Origin of the sequence: Streptomyces sp. NRRL S-1022 (genome assembly GCF_000720135.1) — a bacterium.
Classification (GTDB): Bacteria; Actinomycetota; Actinomycetes; order Streptomycetales; family Streptomycetaceae; genus Streptomyces.
Genome location: NZ_JOIU01000009.1, coordinates 193,108 through 211,386, shown reverse-complemented (window position 1 = coordinate 211,386; position 18,279 = coordinate 193,108). Strand labels below are relative to the sequence as shown.

The following is an 18,279-nucleotide window of genomic DNA, read 5'->3' as shown; positions in this document are numbered from 1 at the left end:
GAGCCGCCCATGGTGGGTGGTTCGCCATGGACGGCTCCGGATCTCTCAGTCCTCGTCGTCCCCGAGGACGCTCGCCTTCAGGCGCACTTCCGGCTGGCCCGCGATCACCGCCCGGCCGTCGGTGTACCGGCCCGGCTCGGCGTCGCTCAGGGCGCGGACGCCGAGCGTGTAGACCAGGGCAGCCGCCGGGTGGCCGGGGGTGTTCAGGCGTGGCTCGTCCGTGACGGTCAGCGACCGGCCGTCGTCCCCGACCGTCCCCGTCGGGCCGCCGCCCGGGAGGACCGTGCGATCCGCGCGGTAGTACGCGCAGGTCACCCGGCCGTCGAAGACGAAACCCGTCGGAGCCGTGAAGTGGTGCTCCACCCGCCCCGGGGCCCAGGGGTCGGTGGAGGAGACCCGTACGTGGATCAGCTCGCTCTGCCCGCGCTGGACCTCCAGGCCGACCTCCTGCCGGACCAGCAGCCGGGCGGGCACGTCGTCGGTTCTCCTGTCCGGTTCGGGTTCCGGTTTCGGTTCCGGTTTCGGTTTCGGTTCCGGTTCCGGTTCCGGTTTCGGGTTCGGCTCCGGTTCGGGTTCGGCTTTCCGCTCCGGTTCACGCTCTCGCTCCGGCTCCGGCTCCGGCTTCTCCTCCCGTACCGGCTCGGTGGTCTCGGAGGACACGGGGGTGAGGGGCACGGCCGCGATCCGGTGGTGGAAGTTGTCCGCCACGAGCAGGCGCCCGGCCGGGTCCAGGGCGAGGCCGCACGGGTAGCGCAGCGCGGCGTGGACGACGGCACCGGGCGTGCCGTCGGACGCGGTGGCCTCGCCGGCGGCCGGATCCGGTTGCCCCGCGATGACGCGGGCCGCTCCGTCGGCCAGCCGCCACACGCGGTGTCCGGTCTGGTCGGCCACGTAGAGGGTGCCTTCACCGTCGACGGCCACCGCGCACGGTGCGCCCCAGTCGACCGCCTGGGCGCCGGCGTCCCCGTCCGGTGGTCCCGCCAGTACCCGAAGCGTTCCGTCCGGTTCGAGCAGCAGTACCCGCCGGCCCTCCGGGTCCGCGATGTGCAGCCGGCCCGCCGCGTCGACCGCCAGGCCGGCGGGAAGGAACACCTCGCCCGCGTCGGCCGCAGCGGAACCACCCGGCCTCCCGGAGGCGGCGACGACCGTGCTGATGACACCGTCGCCGTCGATCCTGCGCACGCGGGGAGTCCCCGCTTCCCCGACGTACAGCGATCCGGCGCCGTCGACGGCCAGGGCGCACGGGGCGTCCAGCCGCGCGCGGCCGGCCGGGCCGCCGTCACCGTCACCGTCGCCGCCGTCCTCGCCTCCGCCGCGCGAGCCGTCTCCCGCGACGGTGCCGATGACACCCGAGGGATCGATCCGGCGGACGCGGTGGTTCATCTCGTCGGCGACGAACACGGCTCCGTCCGGGGCGACCGCGAGCGCGGACGGGAAGCCGAGGCGGGCGCGTACCGCGTCGGCGCCGTCCCCGGCGAAACCCCGCAGTCCGTCCCCCGCGATCGTCGTCAGGGTGCCGGTGCCGTCGATCCGGCGGACCCGGTGGTTGGCGTGGTCGGCGACGAAGACCGCGCCGCCTCCCACGGCCACGGCCACGTCCGCGGGAAACGCCAGCTGTCCGTCCGGCGCGGGCTCGCCGTCGCCGGAGAACCCGGCCGTGCCATTGCCGGCCACGGTGCTCGGCAGACCGGCTCCGTCCGGCGTCTCCGGGGCCTCCCGCGCCTCCGGTGTCGCCGCTGTCGCCGGCGTCTCCGGCGTGCGCCGCCGCGCCGCGGATCCGGCCGTCACGCCGCCACCGCCCGGCAGGAGCGCGGCCGGGCCCCGATGGCGCCCGGCACCCTCCACGTCCACGGGCTCGTCTTCCACATCTCCGTCTCCTTCCACGCCCTCGTCGGTCCTTCCCCTGCATACCGGCCCGGCGGGCACCGCAGGAGCAGCCACCGCGCCCGCCACCCGCACGGGGTAGAAGCCCGGGAGGAACGGGCGGCGGGATCCGTACGGGAGGAAGGCGGCGGACGCCGACGATTCGGCAGGACACGGGGCGATGCGCCCCCCTCCGCGCCCCTGCGCTGCTTCCCGCCCCAACTGCACTCGAACAAGTGACGCAGGATCGATTCGGCATTCCAAACGGGCGAACGACGGCATACCACCCGTGAGTCCGGGCTAACGATGGACCCGGATGAAAGTCCGGTGCGTGCTGCGATGCCCACGCGAACGCCCCGCTCGAAGCCACGGGCGGCGGCCTGCGTTCCGTGTTCCGGACGCGACCCTCATGAACGACCGCGTTCGCCGGACGCGCGGCGTGCGGTGCCGAGCCGTGGCCGCCTCCCGCGGGCCCGGGCGCCCCGCACCAGGACGCTCTCTTTCCGTCGCACGCTTCGATCACAGCCCCAGGAGGAACCGGAGATGAGCACCGACGTCCAGACCAAGAAGGAAGCCTACAAGCGGGGGGAGGAACAGGGGCGCGCCGACGCGCTCGCCGGAAAGCCCTACGCCGACCCGCCGCGCGACGGCACACGCGGCGAGCAGGACCAGTACGCGAACGGCTACGACTGGGGCTACGAGCAGGGCCGTGCCCAGAAACTCGACCTCGTGGTGTGGCAGGAGGGCGGGGTCGAGGACGCTCCCGGGGGTCTCGGTACGACCATCAACATCTGCGTCCGCACGCCGAACTGGAGCGAGACGGTCGACGCCGGCGAACGCGAGCACGTCTTCACCGCCCCCACCGGATTCCGCTGGAACGGCACGGTGGGCGCACAGTACAAGCGCATCGACCAGACCACGGGCGGCGGCCTGCCCCCGGTCCATGCCACGGTCGGCGACGACGGACGCACCCTGACCTTCACCTACCACGTGCACCTGAACACCGGCAGCGACGACAAGGACTGCATCGTCTACACGTGCGGCCTCGAAGCCGTCGACGGTGCCGGGGCCGGCCGCCGCACCGACGGCGTCGCCCGGGTCGGCACCGCACCTCCGGCCAAGCTCAAGGCCGAGGTCATCGAGGACGAGGACTGAGAGAGCGGGAGCCAGACATCATGACCACCGTCGTCACCTCCGGCGTGTTCTCCTCCACCAGCCCCGCCATCTCACCGGTCAACGGCGTGGGCACCGATTACATCCAGTGGGGCAGCCCCGGCAGCCAGAGCGGGTACCAGTTCCGCGGCGAGGCAGCGGACGTCCAGCTCGACGGCACCGAGTTCGTCGTCGGCACCTTCGTGCACCGCAACAAGCCCACCAACGTCAGCCCGAGCCAGTTCGACGTCCAGCTGACCGTCAACGTCATGTTCGAGGACGGCAGCACGACCGACCTCGACTTCAGTTTCCACCATCACGAGACGCCCAACAGCACGGGTACCAGTCCGGCGGACGACGACCTGGTCGATCTGCAGACCTTCATCCACCCCCGGCCCGTCACGATCGACGGCAAGCAGTACCGGGCGGTGCTGAGCGGGTTCAAGCGCAACGGCCAGATCGTCCGGCGGTTCCGCAGCCCGGAGGGCGGCATCAACTTCGCCGACGTGGTGTGCATGTTCACGCTCGAAGAGCCCGACGTGATCATCTCCGGCCTGCGCTACCAGGGCACGGGCGCCGGCCAGGCGGACGAATACGTCGAGATCCTCAACAGGGGCGGCGGACCCCAGGACCTGACCGGCTGGAAGGTGGAGGCCAAGCCCACCGGACACTCGTTCCCCTTCCCCCCGGGGACGGTCGTCCAGCCCGGCCAGCGCTACCGCGTCTACACCAACGAGAGCCACCCGGAGTACGGCGGCTTCTCCTTCGGTTCCGCCGGCGAGGTCTGGCGGGACAAGGGCGGTATCGCCCGCCTGGTCGCGGACGACGGGTTCGTCGTCGACCAGTCCCCCTATTTGGACAAGGGGTTCGGCAACACCGGAACGCCCTGAGCCGGACCCGCCGGCCGCTCGCCGACAGGTGAGGCGGAAGCGCGCCTCACCTGTCGGCGCCGGTTCCGGTGCCGGCCCCGTGGGGTGACCAGCACCATGAGAAGGGCCCGCCCGCGCCCTGAGCGCCTGTCTCAGGGTGACGTCCGCGGTGGGACGAGGCTCCGGAAGGGCGGGCGGCGCAGGGCTTCGGAGAGGGACTGCTGCCAGTCGGCCAGGGGAGTCAGGCCGGCCTTCGACCAGTTGCCGTGGGCCAGGACGCTGTACGTGGGGCGGCGGGCGGGGGACGGGAAGGCCGAGGAGGGGATCGGGCTGATGCGGGCCGGGTCGAGGCCGGTCAGGCGGTAGGTCTCCCGGGCCAGGCCGCACCAGCTGGTGCTGCCGCCGGAGGTGCCGTGGTAGACGCCGGCCGGGGCCCGGCCGGCGTGGGCGGCTCGGCCCAGTTCCACCAGTTTGCGGGCCAGGGCGTACGACCAGGTGGGCTGGCCCCGCTGGTCGTCGACGACGTCCAGGGTGTCCCGCCGGGCGGCGAGCCGGAGCATCGTGGACACGAAGTTGGGGCCGTGTTCGCCGTACAGCCAGGCCGTGCGGACGGTGTAGCCGTGTTCCGGCAGCAGCTCGGCGACGGCCCGCTCGCCGGCCAGCTTCGAGCGGCCGTAGGCGTTGACCGGGCCGGTCGGTGCCGACTCCGGGTACGGCTCGGTGGCGTCCCCCGGCAGGACGTAGTCGGTGGAGACGTGGAGCAGCCGGGCCCCTGTTCCGGCGCAGGCGGCGGCGAGGTGGCGGACGCCGGTGCCGTTGACGGCGGTCGCCCGGTCCTCGGCCGTCTCCGCGCCGTCCACGTCCGTCCAGGCCGCGCAGTTCACCACCACGTCGTGGCCGCCGACCGCCTGGCGTACGGCGGCCGGGTCCGTGATGTCGAGACCGGCCCGGGTGACTGCGGTGACGTCCTCGCCGGACTGCTCCAGCACCGAGCACACGTCCCGGCCGAGCATCCCGCCGGCGCCCGTGACCAGCCAACGTATCTCCCTCATGGGGCCACACTCCGGCATACGGCTGGAGCGGGGTTCGAGCGGGGTTCGAATTCCGCTGGACACACCGGCCGACGCGGCTCGGATCCGGTGATTCGAGCGGGATTCAAGCCATGAGTGAGATGCCGTTGAAACGGTGTCGGCGAAGGCCATTTCCATGGGGGGTGAACCAGAATTCAATGACGACCACCGAGTGTGCCGAGGACGGCTCGGCGGCACTGCGCGACTGTCTGGCGCACTGGCCGAGCGGTGTCGCCGTGGTGACCACCGTGGACGGCGACGGGGTGCGGCGGGGATTCACCGCGACGGCCTTTTCGTCGCTCTCGGCGCGTCCGCCGCTGGTGCTGGTGTGCCTCGACCGGAGTGCCGACTGCCACCCCGCGTTCGACCGCGCCGGGGCGATGGCCGTGCACCTGCTCCGCGAGGACCAGGCAGGACTGGCCGAACGGTTCGCCACGAAGGGCGTGGACAAGTACGCGGGTGTGGCGTCCACGCCGGGGCTGGACCGGGTGCCGCTCCTGGACGGCGTGCTCGCCCGCATGGAGTGCGAGCTGGTCGACCGGTTCGACGGCGGCGACCACGTGATCCTGGTGGGGCTGGTCCGGCGCTCCGAGGTGTTTTCCGGCCGGCCGCTGGTCTACTGCGGTCGCGCCTTTCGTTCTCTGCCCGCGGAGGAAAGCGCCGGGAAAAGTCCGGTGTGACCCGTGGCGCTTTCCGTCCGAGGCCAGAAGTCGAGCTGTTCTCAAGCGACAGCCGCGAGCATTCCTCCCAACTTCCAGGAAGGAACTGTCATATGTCCAGACGCGTCGTGATCACCGGAATGGGGGTCCGCGCACCGGGGGCGTCCGGAACCGAGGAGTTCTGGGACCTGCTGAGCGCGGGTCGTACCGCGACCCGCCGGATCAGCTTCTTCGACCCCTCGCCCTACCGGTCCCAGGTGGCCGGCGAGTGCGACTTCGATCCCGTCGCCGAGGGGTTGAGCGCCAGAGAGATCCGTCGCATGGACCGGTCCGCGCAGTTCGCCGCCGTGTGCGCCGGCGACGCGATCGCGGACAGCGGCCTGGAGGTGGAGCGTCTGGATCCGTACCGGGTCGGTGTCAGCCTGGGCAGCGCGGTGGCCGCCTCCACCAGCCTGGACGTCGAGTACCAGGTGCTCTCCGACGCGGGGCGGCACTGGGCGGTGAGCCCCGAGTACCTGTCCCCGCACATGTTCGACTACCTCACCCCGGGGATCATGCCGGCCGAACTGGCGTGGCGGATCGGGGCCGAGGGTCCCGTGACGATGGTGTCCAACGGCTGCACCTCCGGGCTCGACGCGATCGGCAACGCCGTGCAGGTGATCCGGGAGGGCACGGCGGACATCATGCTGGCGGGCGCCACCGACACCCCGGTCACCCCGATCGTCGTCGCCTGCTTCGACGCGATCAAGGCCACGACCACGTACAACGACGACCCGGCGCACGCCTCGCGTCCCTTCGACGCCTCCCGCAACGGGTTCGTCCTGGCCGAGGGCTCGGCCATGTTCGTGCTGGAGACCCTGGACCACGCGCTGGAGCGGGGAGCCCCCATCTACGCCGAGGTGGGCGGCTACGCCACCCGCGGCAACGCGTACCACATGACCGGCCTGAAGAAGGACGGCCGGGAGATGGCCGAGGCGATAGGCGCCGCGCTGGCCGAGGCGGGCACGAACGCCGAGGACCTCGACTACGTCAACGCGCACGGCTCGGGCACCAAGCAGAACGACTGGCACGAGACGGCCGCGCTGAAGCGCAGCCTCGGGCACCACGCGTACGAGACCCCGGTCAGCTCGATCAAGTCGATGGTCGGTCACTCGCTGGGCGCGATCGGCTCCATCGAACTCGCCGCCTGTCTGCTGGCGATGAAGAACGGCGTCGTGCCGCCGACCGCCAACCTGCACGAGGCCGACCCGCAGTGCGACCTGGACTACGTGCCGGTCACCGCGCGGGAGAAGACGGTGGACACCGTGCTGAGCGTGGGCAGCGGCTTCGGTGGATTCCAGAGCGCAGTCGTGCTGAACCGGCCGGGAGGGACCCGATGACCACCGCTGTCGTGACGGGACTCGGTGTGGTGGCCCCCAACGGGGTCGGCACCGAGGACTACTGGAAGGCCACACTGGACGGCCGCGACGGGATCGCGGAGATCACCCGGTTCGACGCCACGCCCTACGCGGCCCGGCGAGCCGGTGAGGTGCTGGACTTCGACTCCGAGGAGCACATCCCGGCGCGGCTGCTGCCGCAGACCGACATCTCCACGCGGTACGCGCTGGCCGCCGCCGACTGGGCGCTCGCCGACGCCGCGGTGCAGCCGTCCGAGCTGGTCGACTACGACATGTCGGTGGTGACCTCCAACGCGCTGGGCGGGTTCGAGTTCACCCACCGGGAGCTGGCGAAGCTGTGGTCCAAGGGGCCGGAGCACGTGAGCGTCTACGAGTCGTTCGCCTGGTTCTACGCGGTCAACACCGGCCAGATCTCGATCCGGCACGGTATGCGCGGCCCCAACAAGGCGCTGGTCGCCGAGCAGGCGGGCGGTCTGGACGCGATCGGCCACGCCCGGCGGGCCGTCCGCCAGGGCACGGGCCTGGTCGTCACCGGCGGTGTGGACTCCGCCCTCGACCCGTGGGGCTGGGCCTCCCAGCTCGCCGGCGGCCGGGTGAGTGCCACCGCCTACCGGCCCTTCGACGTGCGGGCCGACGGCTGCATCCCGGGCGAGGGCGGCGCCCTGCTGGTCATGGAGGACCTGGCGGCGGCCCGCCGCCGGGGCGCCGGCCAGGTGTACGGCGCGATCACCGGGTACGCCGCCACCTTCGACCCGGCTCCCGGCTCGCCGCGTCCGCCGGCCCTGCGCCGGGCGATCGAGCTGGCGCTGCGGGACGCCGGTCTGTCCGCCGGCGAGGTGGACGTGGTCTTCGCCGACGCGGCCGGGGTCGGCGAGCTGGACCGGCAGGAGGCGGAGGCGATCTGCGCGGTCTTCGGGCCGTCCGGTGTTCCGGTGACCGCCCCGAAGGCGCTGACCGGCCGCCTCTACTCCGGTGGCGGGCCGCTGGACGTGGTCACCGCGCTGCTGTCCGTCCGCGACGGCGTGATCCCCGCGACCGCCCACGTCGACGAGGTCCCCGGCGACTACCGGCTGGACCTGGTCCGCGGCGAGCCGCGCTACCGGCCCGTGTCCCACGCCCTCGTGCTCGCCCGCGGCAAGTGGGGCTTCAACACGGCGATCGTCGTCAGCGCCCTGGGCGACTGAGCGACCTGGCACCCCTACGACTCACGGAACGAGGAACCACCATGAGCAAGCCCATCACGACGGACGAACTGCGCGACATCCTGGTGCGGTGCGCCGGCATCGACGACGCCGGCCGGGCGGACCGGGAGATCCTGGACCTGACCTTCGAGGAGCTGGGCTACGACTCGCTGGCCCTGATGGAGACGGCGGCCGTCCTGCAGCGGGAGTTCGGCATCGAGATCCCCGACGACGAGCTGTTCGCCACCGACACTCCGCGGGCGCTGCTCGACCGCGCCAACGGCGCGGTCGCGAACGCCGGCTGACGCCCGGACGTACGACGGCCGAGGCCGGCGGTCCTCCCGGGTGTCCGGGGGCCGCCGGCCTCGGCCGAGCAATGCCAGGCGGTACGTCAGCCCGCCAGGGGGGCGTACCCGGTGTCCGGCGTGAGGCCGAAGTCGCCCAGGCAGAGGGCGGAGGCGTTCTCCAGCACCTCCTGGTGCAGTCTCTGCAGCCGGTGCGAGGGCTCGACCCCCAACTCCCGCACCAGGGCGTCCCGCAGGTCCCGGAAGGCGGCGAGTGCCCGCCAGGTGGTCCCGGAACGGTGCAGGGCGACCATGAGCATGGCGCACAGGTTCTCGTGGAACGGGTTCTGGGCGACCAGCATCTGCAGCTCGGGAACGAGCGTGGCGTGCCTGCCCAGCATGAGGTCGGCGACGATGCGGCGTTCGAGCACCCGCATCCGGCTCTCCTCCAGGCCGATGATCTCGGCGTGGAGCACCTGTCCGGCCGGTACGTCCATCAGGGCGGGGCCCCGCCACAGGGCCAGCGCGCGGCCGAGGAGGCAGGACGCGCGGGTGGCGTCACCCGCCGCCAGCGCGGCGTCGCCCTCGGCCGAGAGTCGTTCGAACTCGCGAAGATCCGAGTAGGTCGGGTCGGCCATCAGCTGATAGCCGTTGAAGTGGGTGACGATGAAGTCCTTGGCGTCCCGGTGGGAGTCGGTGTCCAGCGACAGGGTGACCAGCCGCCGCAGCTGGAGGATGTATGTCTGCAATGTGCAAGCGCTGCTGCGCGGGATGTCGGTGCCCCAGACCTCGTCGACCAGGGTCGGGACCGGGGTGACCCGGCCACAGCGGACGGCGAGCAGTGCCAGCAGCTGTCTGGGCTTTCTCGCGGTCGGAACGATCGAGGTGCCGTTGACGGTCACGGTCATGGGCCCGAGCAGGCCGAGCTCCATGGTCCTGATGCGGTGATTTGCGGCAGTCATGACTGCGCCGTGGTGCGTGATGGTTCTCTACCCCCGTAGTACTTCCGCGGCTACCTGCGCACAATTTGTTGTAATGCGCACATATCCGCGGGTCTTTTGATCATAGGCTGGCCGCTCGGACGTGTCCACCAGCAAAGATCCGGGCGCACTCCATCGCGGATACACCGTTGTTCAGGCGCTCTCGCACAGGCTGTGCCGGACCGCATGGACTAGGACGGAAGGAGCCGTTCCGGCATGGCACGTTCGTTGAGGATGCTCTTCGTGGCCGCCGGCAGCCCGGCCACGGTGTTCGCGCTCGCCCCGCTCGCGACGGCCGCGCGCAACGCCGGTCACGACGTGGTCGTGGCCGCCACCGAGGACATGGTGCCGGTGGTCCTGGAGGCGGGGCTGCCCGGGGTGGCGGCCACGCACCGGACCATGCGCGCCTACATGTTCGAGACCCGGGACGGGACCCCGCTCGAACTGCCGGCGGACACCGCGACCCGGCTGCGCTTCGGCGGCCACGGCTTCGGACGGCTGGCGGCCGGCAGCCTGCCGGCCCTGCGCGCGCTCAGCCGGGACTGGCGTCCGGACGTCGTCGTCGGCGGCACCCTCTCCTTCGCCGCGGCGCTGCTCGCCGTGGAGCTGGGGGTGCCGTACGTCCGGCACGCCTGGGACATGGGCGAGCCGGCGGAGATGGACCACGGCGCCGCCGAGGAACTCGCTCCGGAGCTGGCCCGGCTCGGTCTGACCGGCCTGCCCGATCCACAGCTGTGGATACACATCTGCCCGCCGAGCGTGCTCGCACCGGACGCGCCGGCCGGGGCGGTGATGCGCTTCGTGCCCACGGGCCGGCAGCGCCGGCTGGAGCCGTGGATGTACACCGCCGCCGACCGGCCCCGGATCTGTGTCACGGCGGGCAGCCGGGTCAGCGGTGAGCAGGATGTCGACCACCTGGACCGGCTGGTGGCCGAGGTGGCGAGGACCGACGCCCGGGCGGAGGTGGTCATCGCCGCGCCGGACGACGTCGCGGCGGCCCTGACCGCCCGGCGGCCCGAGGTGCGGGCGGGCTGGCTGCCGCTGGCCACCGTGCTGCGCACCTGCCGTGCGCTGGTGCACGCGGGCGGGGGCCAGACGGCCCTGACGGCGATGCAGGCCGGGGTGCCGCAGCTGGTGGTGCCCAACATGCCCAAGCTGGTACCGCATTCCGAGCGGCTGTCGGCGTTCGGCGCGGCCGTCACCCTGCTGCCCGGGCAGGACACCCCGGAAGCCGTCGCCGCCGCCTGCCACCGGCTGGTGTCCCACCCGTCGTACACCGAACGGTCCCGCGAGCTGGCCTCTCGGATGGCCGCCCTGCCCGGACCCGCCGAGATCCTCACCTCGGTCGAGGACCTGGCAACGGCCTGACCCCCGTCAGCGGGACGACCTCGCCGGCCGCCGGATGCCGGAGGCCGGCGAGGAGACCGGCGAGGAGTCTGTCAGGGTCGCCGCCCGGCGGATGCCGGCGAACGGGCCGGTCAGCCGGGCCGGTCCGCCGCTCGGCGGATGGCGGCGAGGAGGTCGGCCTGGGCCAGGCAGCCGGCCGGTGACAGGTGGCCGGTGCGTACCGCCGTGACGAACGCGTCGAGCGTGTTGGCGACCTGGTCCTCCGGCGGCAGCGTGCGCGTGCGGAGGCCGTCCCGGGTCTCGACGACGATCTGCGGCGCGTGGTCCGCGGGCGGGGTGAAGGCGCGGTCGACGAGGATCCGGCCGGTGCTGCCCGACAGCTCGTACCGGGACCGGTAGGCGTCCTCCATGCCGAAGGTGAGATGCGCGACGGTCCCGTCGGGCGACCGCAGCAGCGCGGCACCGGCGATGTCGACCCGGCGGCCGGGACGGCGTTCGAGGACGGCGCCCCGGACCTCCAGCGGCCCCGGCAGCAGGTGCACGGCCGCGCGGACCGGATAGACGCCGACGTCGAAGAGGCTGCCGCCGCCCAGTTCGGGCTGGTGGCGGATGTCGTCCTCGGGCAGCCGCGGAATCGTGAACGTCGCGTGCAGCGAGCGCAGTTCGCCGATCGCGCCGTCCGCCACCAGCCGCCGGACCACCTCGTGCCGGCCGTGGTGGACGAACATGACGTTCTCCATCAGCACCAGGGACCGGGCACGGGCCCGGTCGAGCAGCTCGCGGGTGCGGGCCGGATCCGTGGTGAGCGGCTTCTCGGCGAGCACGTGCTTGCCCGCCTCCAGCGCCGCCTCGACCCAAGGGGCGTGCAGCGCCGCGGGCAGCGGGACGTACACGGCCTGGACGGTGTCGTCCGCGAGCAGCGCGTCGTACCCGACGACCGGCCGGCAGCCGAAGAGGCCGGCCGTCTCCGCCGCCTTGGCGGCGTCCCGGCTGGCGACCGCCGCGACCTCGATGAGCGGATGCGCCCGCATGGCGGGCAGCATGCGGCGCCGCGCGATCTCGGCGCAGCCCATGACTCCGACTCTCAGCACCTGGCGTCCTCCGTGGTTGGGGGCTGGTGTGGCCCCGCCACCTTCGCGGCAGCCCCTCGACGCCCGCTCGAAGGACGGCGGAAGCCGCTCCCGCCCGAGCGCCGCGTTGCCGAGAGTCGAGCGAACCACGAGCGCGGGCAGCGACTGTCGTAGGCGATCAGGCGTGGATACGGAGGTGGGACACGATGAGCGGGTCTCCGCGAGGTGGCTGGGCGGCGGACGGCTTCGCCGGGGTCGCCGAGGCGTTCGAGGCGAACTTCGCCGCGGGTGCGGAGGTGGGCGCCGGGGTGTGCGTCTATCACCGGGGCGAGCCGGTGGTCGATCTGTGGGGCGGGTTCGCGGACGAGGACCGGGTGGACCCCTGGCGTCCCGGCACGCTGGGGTTGCTGGCCTCGCCGACCAAGGCGCTGGTCGCCGTGGCGGCGTTGCGGCTGGTGGACCAGGGGCTGCTGGACCTCGACACCCCGATCGCCCGGTACTGGCCGGAGTTCGCGGCCCACGGCAAGGCGGGGATCACCCTGCGGATGGTGCTGGCCCACCGCTCCGGTGTGGTGTGCCTGGACCACGCGCCGATCACCAACGAAGGCATGCGCACCCATCTGCCGATCGCCGAGGCGCTCGCCGAGGCCCGGCCGGAGTGGGAGCCGGACACCGCGCACGGGTACCACGGGATCACCTTCGGCTACCTGGTCAGCGAGCTGCTGCGGCGGCGCACCGGGCGCACCGTCGGCAGGTACTTCGCCGAGGAGATCGCCGGACCGCTGGGCCTGGACTGCCACATCGGGGTGCCGGACGCCGGGTCCGTCCACCTGGCGACCATGTTCACCTCCAAGGCCGAGGCGCTCTTCGCCGGCGAGGACCGCGAGCTGGCCGCCTTCCTCGACCCGGGCACGCTGACCTACCGGGCGATGATGGGCAGTCTGGCCCTGGACGTGACGGCACTCGACCCGGCCTGGGAGGACCCCTCCTACGGCGGCCGGGCGAGCGCGCGGTCGCTGGCCCGCTTCATGGCCGCGCTGATCGGCGAGGTCGACGGGACGCGTCTGCTGAGCCCGGCGCTGCTCGCCGAGATGACGCGCATGCACTCCAAGGGCCACTGCCTGGTGACGCAGACCGACTGCAACTGGGGTCTGGGCGTGCAGCTGCCCGACCACGCGGTCTTCCCGGCCTCGGCCGGTCTGACCACCGCCTTCGGGCTGAGCGCCGCCAACGGCTCCTACCTGTTCGCCGACCCCGAGCACGACCTGGCCTTCGGTTACATGCAGAACGCCGGCTCGCCGGTGATGGGCACGCTGGACGACCGGCCCCGCCGGCTCATCGAGTCCGTCTACCGGAGCATCGGGACGATGCGGTAGCCGCGGGGCCGGGGCCGCCCGCCGCCGGCGGCGTCAGCCGTCGAGCCCCAGGGCGCTGACGGCGTACGACGCCGCGGCCGGCCCCGGTTGCAGCACCACGTGGCCCGCGGCGGAGTTGGCGTCGCGCCACAGCCGCTGCAACGGGTGGTGCACGCTGTGCCCGGCGGTGCCCGAGGCCCGGAACAGCTGGTTGACCGCGCTCACCAGCATGTCCGCCGCGAGAGCGGAGTCCCGCTGGTTGCGGGCCCGCTCCAGGGGGGTGGCCCGTGCGCCCAGGTCGGCGACGCGGGCGGCCCGTTCCAGCAGCGAGCGGGCCGCGTCGATCGTGCCGGAGGTGCGGGCGAGGGTCTCCTCGTAGAAGCCGCGGGACGGCCCGGGCTGCCGCGGGGACCAGGAGCGGATCTTCTGCGCGGCGTACGACGACCACAGGCCGAGCGCGCCCTCGGCGGCTCCCAGGATGGGCAGGGCGAAGAAGAGCCCGTTCACCGCCGTCAGGGGGACGTGATGGCAGCCGGGTGCGGCGGGGCCGGCGGCGCCTTCGAGGAGGCTGCTGAGAGGGAAGCTCAGGGCGGCGGGCACGAAGACGTCCTCGGCGATGAGCGTGTCGCTCCCGGTGGCCCGCATCCCGACGTCCGACCAGGTCCGCTCCAGCCGGTAGTCGGCGCGCGGGAGGGCGAACAGCCGCGGCTCGCCCTGCGCACCGGCCCCCGCGACGCCGCACACCAGCGCCCAGTCGGAGTGGGCGGCGGCGCTGATGTACTGCCAGGTGCCGGTCAGCAGCCAGCCGTCCTGGTGCGCGTGGGCCCGGCCGACCGGGGAGACACCGCCGACGATCAGGACGTCGGGCCCGTCCTGCCACACCCGCTTGCGGCCCTCCTCCGGCAGGTAGCCGGCCATTCTGGCCATGCTCGCCGCCAGGGACGCGCACCACGCCGTCGCCGGGCACCCGGCGCCGATCACGGCGACGGCGGCGGCGAACTCGGCGAAGGTGCCCGCCGTACCGCCGTGCTCCGCCGCCACGAAGTGGCGGGCGAATCCGGCCGCTGTGACCGCGCGCACCACGTCGGGACTCAGCTGCCATTCCTCTTCGGCTCGTCCGGCGTGGCGGGCCGCGAGCGCCGCGATGTCATGTGCGGCCCGTTCCATCCCTGCTTCGGGTGAAATAAGTTCGGGCATCTTTGGCCTCCTGGGCTCGGCTTGAGCGCCGATGCTGCACCGGGCTGTTCGCAGCGAGCTAGAACTCCGCTTGAGCTGGCGCTGTCCGATGGCTCCGGCGTGCCGTTCAAGTGAGCCTCAAGGTGCCTTTCAGAGGCTGAACAACGGTGACGTCGAGGAGACGACAGAGCGGAAAGCCTCCTCCGAAACAGCCATGGAAATCTGTCCGCTGCCCCCACGCAGCGGCCGAACCAGGGGGATCGAAATCATTCAGGACGTAATGGCGCGCGTGCCGGTTGAGGCGCTCGACGAGCAGACGATGGAAATCAGCGTGCTGGGCCCGGTCGGCGTCCGGATCGGCGGCCGCTCGGTGGTCCCGACCGCCGGCAAGCCCAAGCAGGTGCTCACCCTGCTCGCGCTGCGGTGCGGGCGCGTGGTGCCGGTGTCGACGCTGATGCAGGAGATCTGGGGCGACAAGGTGCCGCGCAGCGGGACCACGACCCTCCAGACGTACATCCTGCAGCTGCGCAAGCTCATCGCCGGAGCACTCCCGGCCTCTTCCCCGCTCAACGCGAAGGACCTGCTGGTCACCCACTTCAACGGCTACCAGCTCGCGATCGCGCCGGGCGCCTTCGACCTGCGCGAGTTCGAACGGCTCACCGCCGAGGGCGACGCCATGCTCGCGGCCGGCGACGCGGAGACCTCCTCGCGGCTGCTCGGGCGCGCGCTCCGGCTGTGGAACGGGCCGGCCCTGATGGACGTACCGGCCGGGCAGGTGCTGGAGATGGAGGCGATGGGCATGGAGGAGGCCCGGATGCGGGCCCAGGAGCTGCGCATCCTCGCCGACCTGCACCTGGGACGGCACGCCATGCTCATTCCCGAGCTGCGGATGCTCGTCGCCCAGTCCCCGATGCACGAGAACTTCTGCGCCATGCTGATGATCGCCCTGCAGCGCTCGGGCGCGCCGTGGCGGGCCCTGCAGGTCTTCCGCACCCTCCGGCAGACCCTGATCGGCGAGCTCGGCGTCGAACCCTCCAACCGGCTGCAACGACTGCACCAGGCCGTGCTGTCGAACGTCCCCGAACTGCCGCTCGCCGCATACGACCTGGTCTGACCGTCCGGTCGCCGATACCGGGAACCGCACCACGCCTAGGAGGCTTTCGTGTCCCCAGCAGCCAGTGAACCCGTCCTGCAGGAAGTGGCCGACGGTGTCTTCGCCTACGTCCAGCCGGAGGGCGGCTGGTGCGTCAACAACGCGGGCGTCATCGCGTCCGGCGGATCCGTCGCGCTGATCGACACCGCCGCGACCCGGGCGCGGGCCGAGCGCCTGCGCAGCGCGGTGCTCTCGGATGGCCGTCCGGCACCGTTCGCCCTGGTCAACACGCACTCGCACGGTGACCACACCTTCGGGAACTCGCTCTTCCCGGAGGCCACCGTCATCGCCCACGTCAACGCCCGCGACGAGATGGACCGGGCCGGGCTGCACCTGACCGAGCTGTGGCCGGACGTGGCCTGGGGCGGGGTCGAGGTGCGGCTCCCCTCGGTCACCTACCGGGACCGGCTGACCTTGCACGTCGGTGAACTGACCGCGGAGCTGCTGCACTTCGGGCTCGCGCACACCGCCAACGACACCGTCGTCTGGATACCCGAGCGCAAGGTGCTCTTCACCGGCGACATCGTCATGTCCGGCTTCACGCCGTTCGTGCCGCTGGGCTCGGTCGCCGGCTCGCTGAAGGTGATCGAGCGGCTGCGCGGCCTGGGCGCCACGACCGTGGTGACGGGGCACGGCCCGGTGGGCGGACCCGAACTGCTCGACGTCACCGAGGACTACCTGCGCTGGGTGCGGCAGCTGGCCGTGGACGGCATCGCCGCGGGCCGGGCACCGCTCGCCGTGGCGCGCGAGGCCGACCTCGGCCGGTTCGCCGCCCTCGGCGAGCCCGAGCGGCTGGTGGCCAACCTGCACCGCGCCTACGCCGAGCAGCTCACCCCGGAGGCGGAACCCGACTTCGACGTGCTGCTCAAGGAGATGGGCGTGATCTTCGGCGAGATGGTGGACTACCACGGCGGTCCGCTGACCTGCTGCGCCTGAGCCGTACGCCCCCCGGGGGCAGGCCCTCACCGGATGGACGAGGGCTGCCCCCGGCCGGGCCGGCCGGTCCGGCCGTCAGGCGCCGAGGCTGTCCCACAGGGCCGTCATGGACTCGTCCACGGTGAACCGGGGCCGCCAGTCCAGCGCGGAGCCGGCCCGGGTGATGTCGGCCCGGGTCCAGTCGCCGCCGTGGCTGTGCACCGTGCCGCCGGTCTCCCGGACGGCGTCCGCGGGCAGACCGGCGGCCCGCAGCAGCTCCCGCACGAGGAAGCGGACCGAGACGGCGGTCCCGCTGCCGATGTTCAGCAGCCGCGGCACCCCGGGCCGGACCGCCGCGCGCACGATCGCCTCCGCCGCGTCCCGTACGTCGACGTAGTCCCGGCGGGCGTCGGAGATCGACAGCTCGATCCCGTCGGACGGATCGGTGCCCCGCAGCCGGCGGGCGAGCGACCCCAGGAAGGTCTCGGCCGCGGGATGCGGTCCCAGGGTGTTGGCCAGCCGGACGACCACACCGTCGATGCCGTCGGGCCCGGTCGCGTCGAGCACCGTGCGGGAGGCGGCGAGCTTCACGCGCGCGTAGCGGCTCTCCGGCGCCGGGGGCAGTTCCTCGTGGATCGGGCTGCCCTCGGGCACCGGGCCGTACTCGTGCAGCGTGCCGATGTGCACCAGGCGCGGCCGGCCGGGCAGCCGGCGCAGCGCGTCGACGACGTGCTCGACGGGCCGGACGTTGAGCAGGTGCATCTCCTCGTCGGTGGCGCCCCACCCGGTGACGGCGTTGACCACGGTGCCGACGCCCTCGCGGGCGAGGACCGCGGCCAGTTCCCCGCCGTCGGCGGCCGCCAGGTCGAGCGGCACGAACCGGTACGGCGCCACGTGCGGCGCCGGCCTGCGGGCGACCGCGACCACCTCGTGGCCCTGCTCCGCGAAGGCGGCGCAGACCTGCCGGCCCACCGAGCCGGTGCCGCCGAGCACCGCGACGCGGGTGCGCACGGGCGTGCCGGTCACGCCCGCACCAGCCCGTCGACGCAGTCCTCGTACGTGGGCAGCAACCCCCGCTCCAGCGCCTCCGTCAGGCTCATCGCGGCACGGTCCCGGTCGGAGACGACGAATTCGATGCCCTCGGGCCAGGGAAGTCCGAGCGTGGGGTCGAACGGGTCTATCGCCTGCTCCAGCTCCGGCACGTAACTGGTCGACATCAGGTACGACATCATCGTGTCGTCCTCCAGCGCCAGGAAGGTGTGACCGACGCCGACGGGCAGGTACACCGCGCGGAAGGACTCGGCGTCCAGCTCGACGCAGTCCCACGCGCCGAACGTGGGCGAGCCGACCCGGATGTCCACGACGAAGTCGAGGGCCCGCCCGTGGGCGCAGTGGACGTATTTCGCCTGTCCGGGCGGGGCCGTGGTGAAGTGGATACCGCGCAGCACGCCGCGGGACGAGCGGCTGATGTTGCTCTGGGCCACCTGGAATTCGTGACCGACGTGGGACTGGAAGAGGGGCCCCTGCATCGGCGAGACGAACACCCCACGCCGGTCGGGAAAGAGGTCCGGCGTGAATTCGTAACTTCCCGGAACGGCGAGTTCGCGCACATGCATGACGCAATCCTTGGCTGTTGGCCGAATGATGGTGGGAGACTGCGTGACGATGCTGCCAGAGAATCGTCGGCACACGGAAGCGGGAGAGCCGGGCCGGCGAGGGCGCTCAAGTCATCCGCAATTGGTTTTCGAGCGGTTTCTCTCCGGCAGTCCAGTCGATTTCCAGAAGGGATCGGCAGGTTATTCCTCCCG

The 18,279-nt window shown here is 72.6% G+C and carries 17 protein-coding genes; 10 read left to right on the top strand and 7 right to left on the bottom strand.

Going from position 1 to position 18,279, the window contains the following annotated elements:
- Nucleotides 1-45: 45 nt before the first annotated feature.
- The gene (locus tag IG05_RS0114135; RefSeq protein ID WP_234335854.1) at nucleotides 46-1,866 is read right to left on the bottom strand and encodes a serine/threonine protein kinase; all 1,821 of its coding nucleotides are present in this window, start codon (nucleotides 1,864-1,866) and stop codon (nucleotides 46-48) included.
- 540 nt (nucleotides 1,867-2,406) lie between these two features.
- Here IG05_RS0114135 and IG05_RS0114130 point away from each other — a divergent pair.
- Nucleotides 2,407-3,018 (top strand): hypothetical protein, encoded by a 612-nt coding sequence (locus IG05_RS0114130; RefSeq protein ID WP_030342519.1) that lies wholly within the window; start codon nucleotides 2,407-2,409, stop codon nucleotides 3,016-3,018.
- A 20-nt stretch (nucleotides 3,019-3,038) separates the two neighbouring features.
- Nucleotides 3,039-3,905, top strand: coding sequence for a lamin tail domain-containing protein (locus IG05_RS0114125; RefSeq protein WP_030342518.1), 867 nt, complete (start codon nucleotides 3,039-3,041; stop codon nucleotides 3,903-3,905).
- Nucleotides 3,906-4,036: 131 nt separating this feature from the next.
- Here the strand turns inward: IG05_RS0114125 and rfbD are convergent, their stop codons facing one another.
- Nucleotides 4,037-4,936 (bottom strand): dTDP-4-dehydrorhamnose reductase, encoded by a 900-nt coding sequence (rfbD, locus tag IG05_RS0114120; RefSeq protein WP_037813723.1) that lies wholly within the window; start codon nucleotides 4,934-4,936, stop codon nucleotides 4,037-4,039.
- Nucleotides 4,937-5,112: 176 nt separating this feature from the next.
- On the opposite strand from rfbD, the gene IG05_RS0114115 reads away from it, so the two are divergent.
- From IG05_RS0114115 to IG05_RS0114100, 4 genes are all read left to right on the top strand, one after another.
- Nucleotides 5,113-5,634, top strand: coding sequence for a flavin reductase family protein (locus IG05_RS0114115; protein WP_030342514.1), 522 nt, complete (start codon nucleotides 5,113-5,115; stop codon nucleotides 5,632-5,634).
- 92 nt (nucleotides 5,635-5,726) lie between these two features.
- The gene (locus IG05_RS0114110) at nucleotides 5,727-6,992 is read left to right on the top strand and encodes a beta-ketoacyl-[acyl-carrier-protein] synthase family protein (protein WP_030342513.1); all 1,266 of its coding nucleotides are present in this window, start codon (nucleotides 5,727-5,729) and stop codon (nucleotides 6,990-6,992) included.
- Nucleotides 6,989-8,194: a ketosynthase chain-length factor gene (locus IG05_RS0114105; protein ID WP_030342511.1), complete on the top strand. Its 1,206-nt coding sequence runs from the start codon at nucleotides 6,989-6,991 to the stop codon at nucleotides 8,192-8,194. Before IG05_RS0114110 ends, IG05_RS0114105 begins: the two co-directional genes overlap by 4 nt.
- A 41-nt stretch (nucleotides 8,195-8,235) precedes the next feature.
- Nucleotides 8,236-8,496 carry an acyl carrier protein gene (locus IG05_RS0114100; RefSeq protein ID WP_030342510.1) on the top strand — a complete coding sequence of 87 codons (261 nt, stop codon included), beginning with the start codon at nucleotides 8,236-8,238 and terminating at the stop codon, nucleotides 8,494-8,496.
- A gap of 86 nt (nucleotides 8,497-8,582) precedes the next feature.
- Here IG05_RS0114100 and IG05_RS0114095 read toward each other — a convergent pair whose 3' ends face one another.
- Nucleotides 8,583-9,437, bottom strand: coding sequence for an AfsR/SARP family transcriptional regulator (locus IG05_RS0114095; protein ID WP_234335853.1), 855 nt, complete (start codon nucleotides 9,435-9,437; stop codon nucleotides 8,583-8,585).
- Between the two features lie 234 nt (nucleotides 9,438-9,671).
- Here IG05_RS0114095 and IG05_RS0114090 point away from each other — a divergent pair, with 234 nt between their 5' ends.
- Nucleotides 9,672-10,823, top strand: a complete 1,152-nt coding sequence (locus IG05_RS0114090) for a glycosyltransferase (RefSeq protein WP_234335852.1) — start codon at nucleotides 9,672-9,674, stop codon at nucleotides 10,821-10,823.
- A gap of 110 nt (nucleotides 10,824-10,933) precedes the next feature.
- Here the strand turns inward: IG05_RS0114090 and IG05_RS0114085 are convergent, their stop codons facing one another.
- A complete protein-coding gene (locus IG05_RS0114085; protein WP_267883308.1) occupies nucleotides 10,934-11,890 on the bottom strand; it encodes a Gfo/Idh/MocA family protein in 957 nt (318 codons plus the stop codon).
- A 188-nt stretch (nucleotides 11,891-12,078) separates the two neighbouring features.
- Here IG05_RS0114085 and IG05_RS0114080 point away from each other — a divergent pair, with 188 nt between their 5' ends.
- A complete protein-coding gene (locus IG05_RS0114080; protein WP_030342503.1) occupies nucleotides 12,079-13,248 on the top strand; it encodes a serine hydrolase domain-containing protein in 1,170 nt (389 codons plus the stop codon).
- Nucleotides 13,249-13,281: 33 nt separating this feature from the next.
- Here IG05_RS0114080 and IG05_RS0114075 read toward each other — a convergent pair whose 3' ends face one another.
- Nucleotides 13,282-14,424, bottom strand: coding sequence for a hydrolase (locus tag IG05_RS0114075; RefSeq protein WP_030342502.1), 1,143 nt, complete (start codon nucleotides 14,422-14,424; stop codon nucleotides 13,282-13,284).
- Nucleotides 14,425-14,692: 268 nt separating this feature from the next.
- Here IG05_RS0114075 and IG05_RS0114070 point away from each other — a divergent pair, with 268 nt between their 5' ends.
- Complete coding sequence (locus IG05_RS0114070; RefSeq protein ID WP_324605009.1) at nucleotides 14,693-15,517, top strand: AfsR/SARP family transcriptional regulator; 825 nt, start codon at nucleotides 14,693-14,695, stop codon at nucleotides 15,515-15,517.
- Between the two features lie 48 nt (nucleotides 15,518-15,565).
- A complete protein-coding gene (locus IG05_RS0114065) occupies nucleotides 15,566-16,492 on the top strand; it encodes an MBL fold metallo-hydrolase (RefSeq protein WP_030342499.1) in 927 nt (308 codons plus the stop codon).
- A gap of 75 nt (nucleotides 16,493-16,567) precedes the next feature.
- Here the strand turns inward: IG05_RS0114065 and IG05_RS0114060 are convergent, their stop codons facing one another.
- Both IG05_RS0114060 and IG05_RS0114055 read right to left on the bottom strand, forming a co-directional pair.
- The gene (locus IG05_RS0114060; protein ID WP_030342498.1) at nucleotides 16,568-17,497 is read right to left on the bottom strand and encodes an NAD-dependent epimerase/dehydratase family protein; all 930 of its coding nucleotides are present in this window, start codon (nucleotides 17,495-17,497) and stop codon (nucleotides 16,568-16,570) included.
- Complete coding sequence (locus IG05_RS0114055) at nucleotides 17,494-18,087, bottom strand: dTDP-4-dehydrorhamnose 3,5-epimerase family protein (protein ID WP_030342497.1); 594 nt, start codon at nucleotides 18,085-18,087, stop codon at nucleotides 17,494-17,496. The genes IG05_RS0114060 and IG05_RS0114055 overlap by 4 nt, the downstream gene beginning before the upstream one ends.
- Nucleotides 18,088-18,279 lie beyond the last annotated feature (192 nt).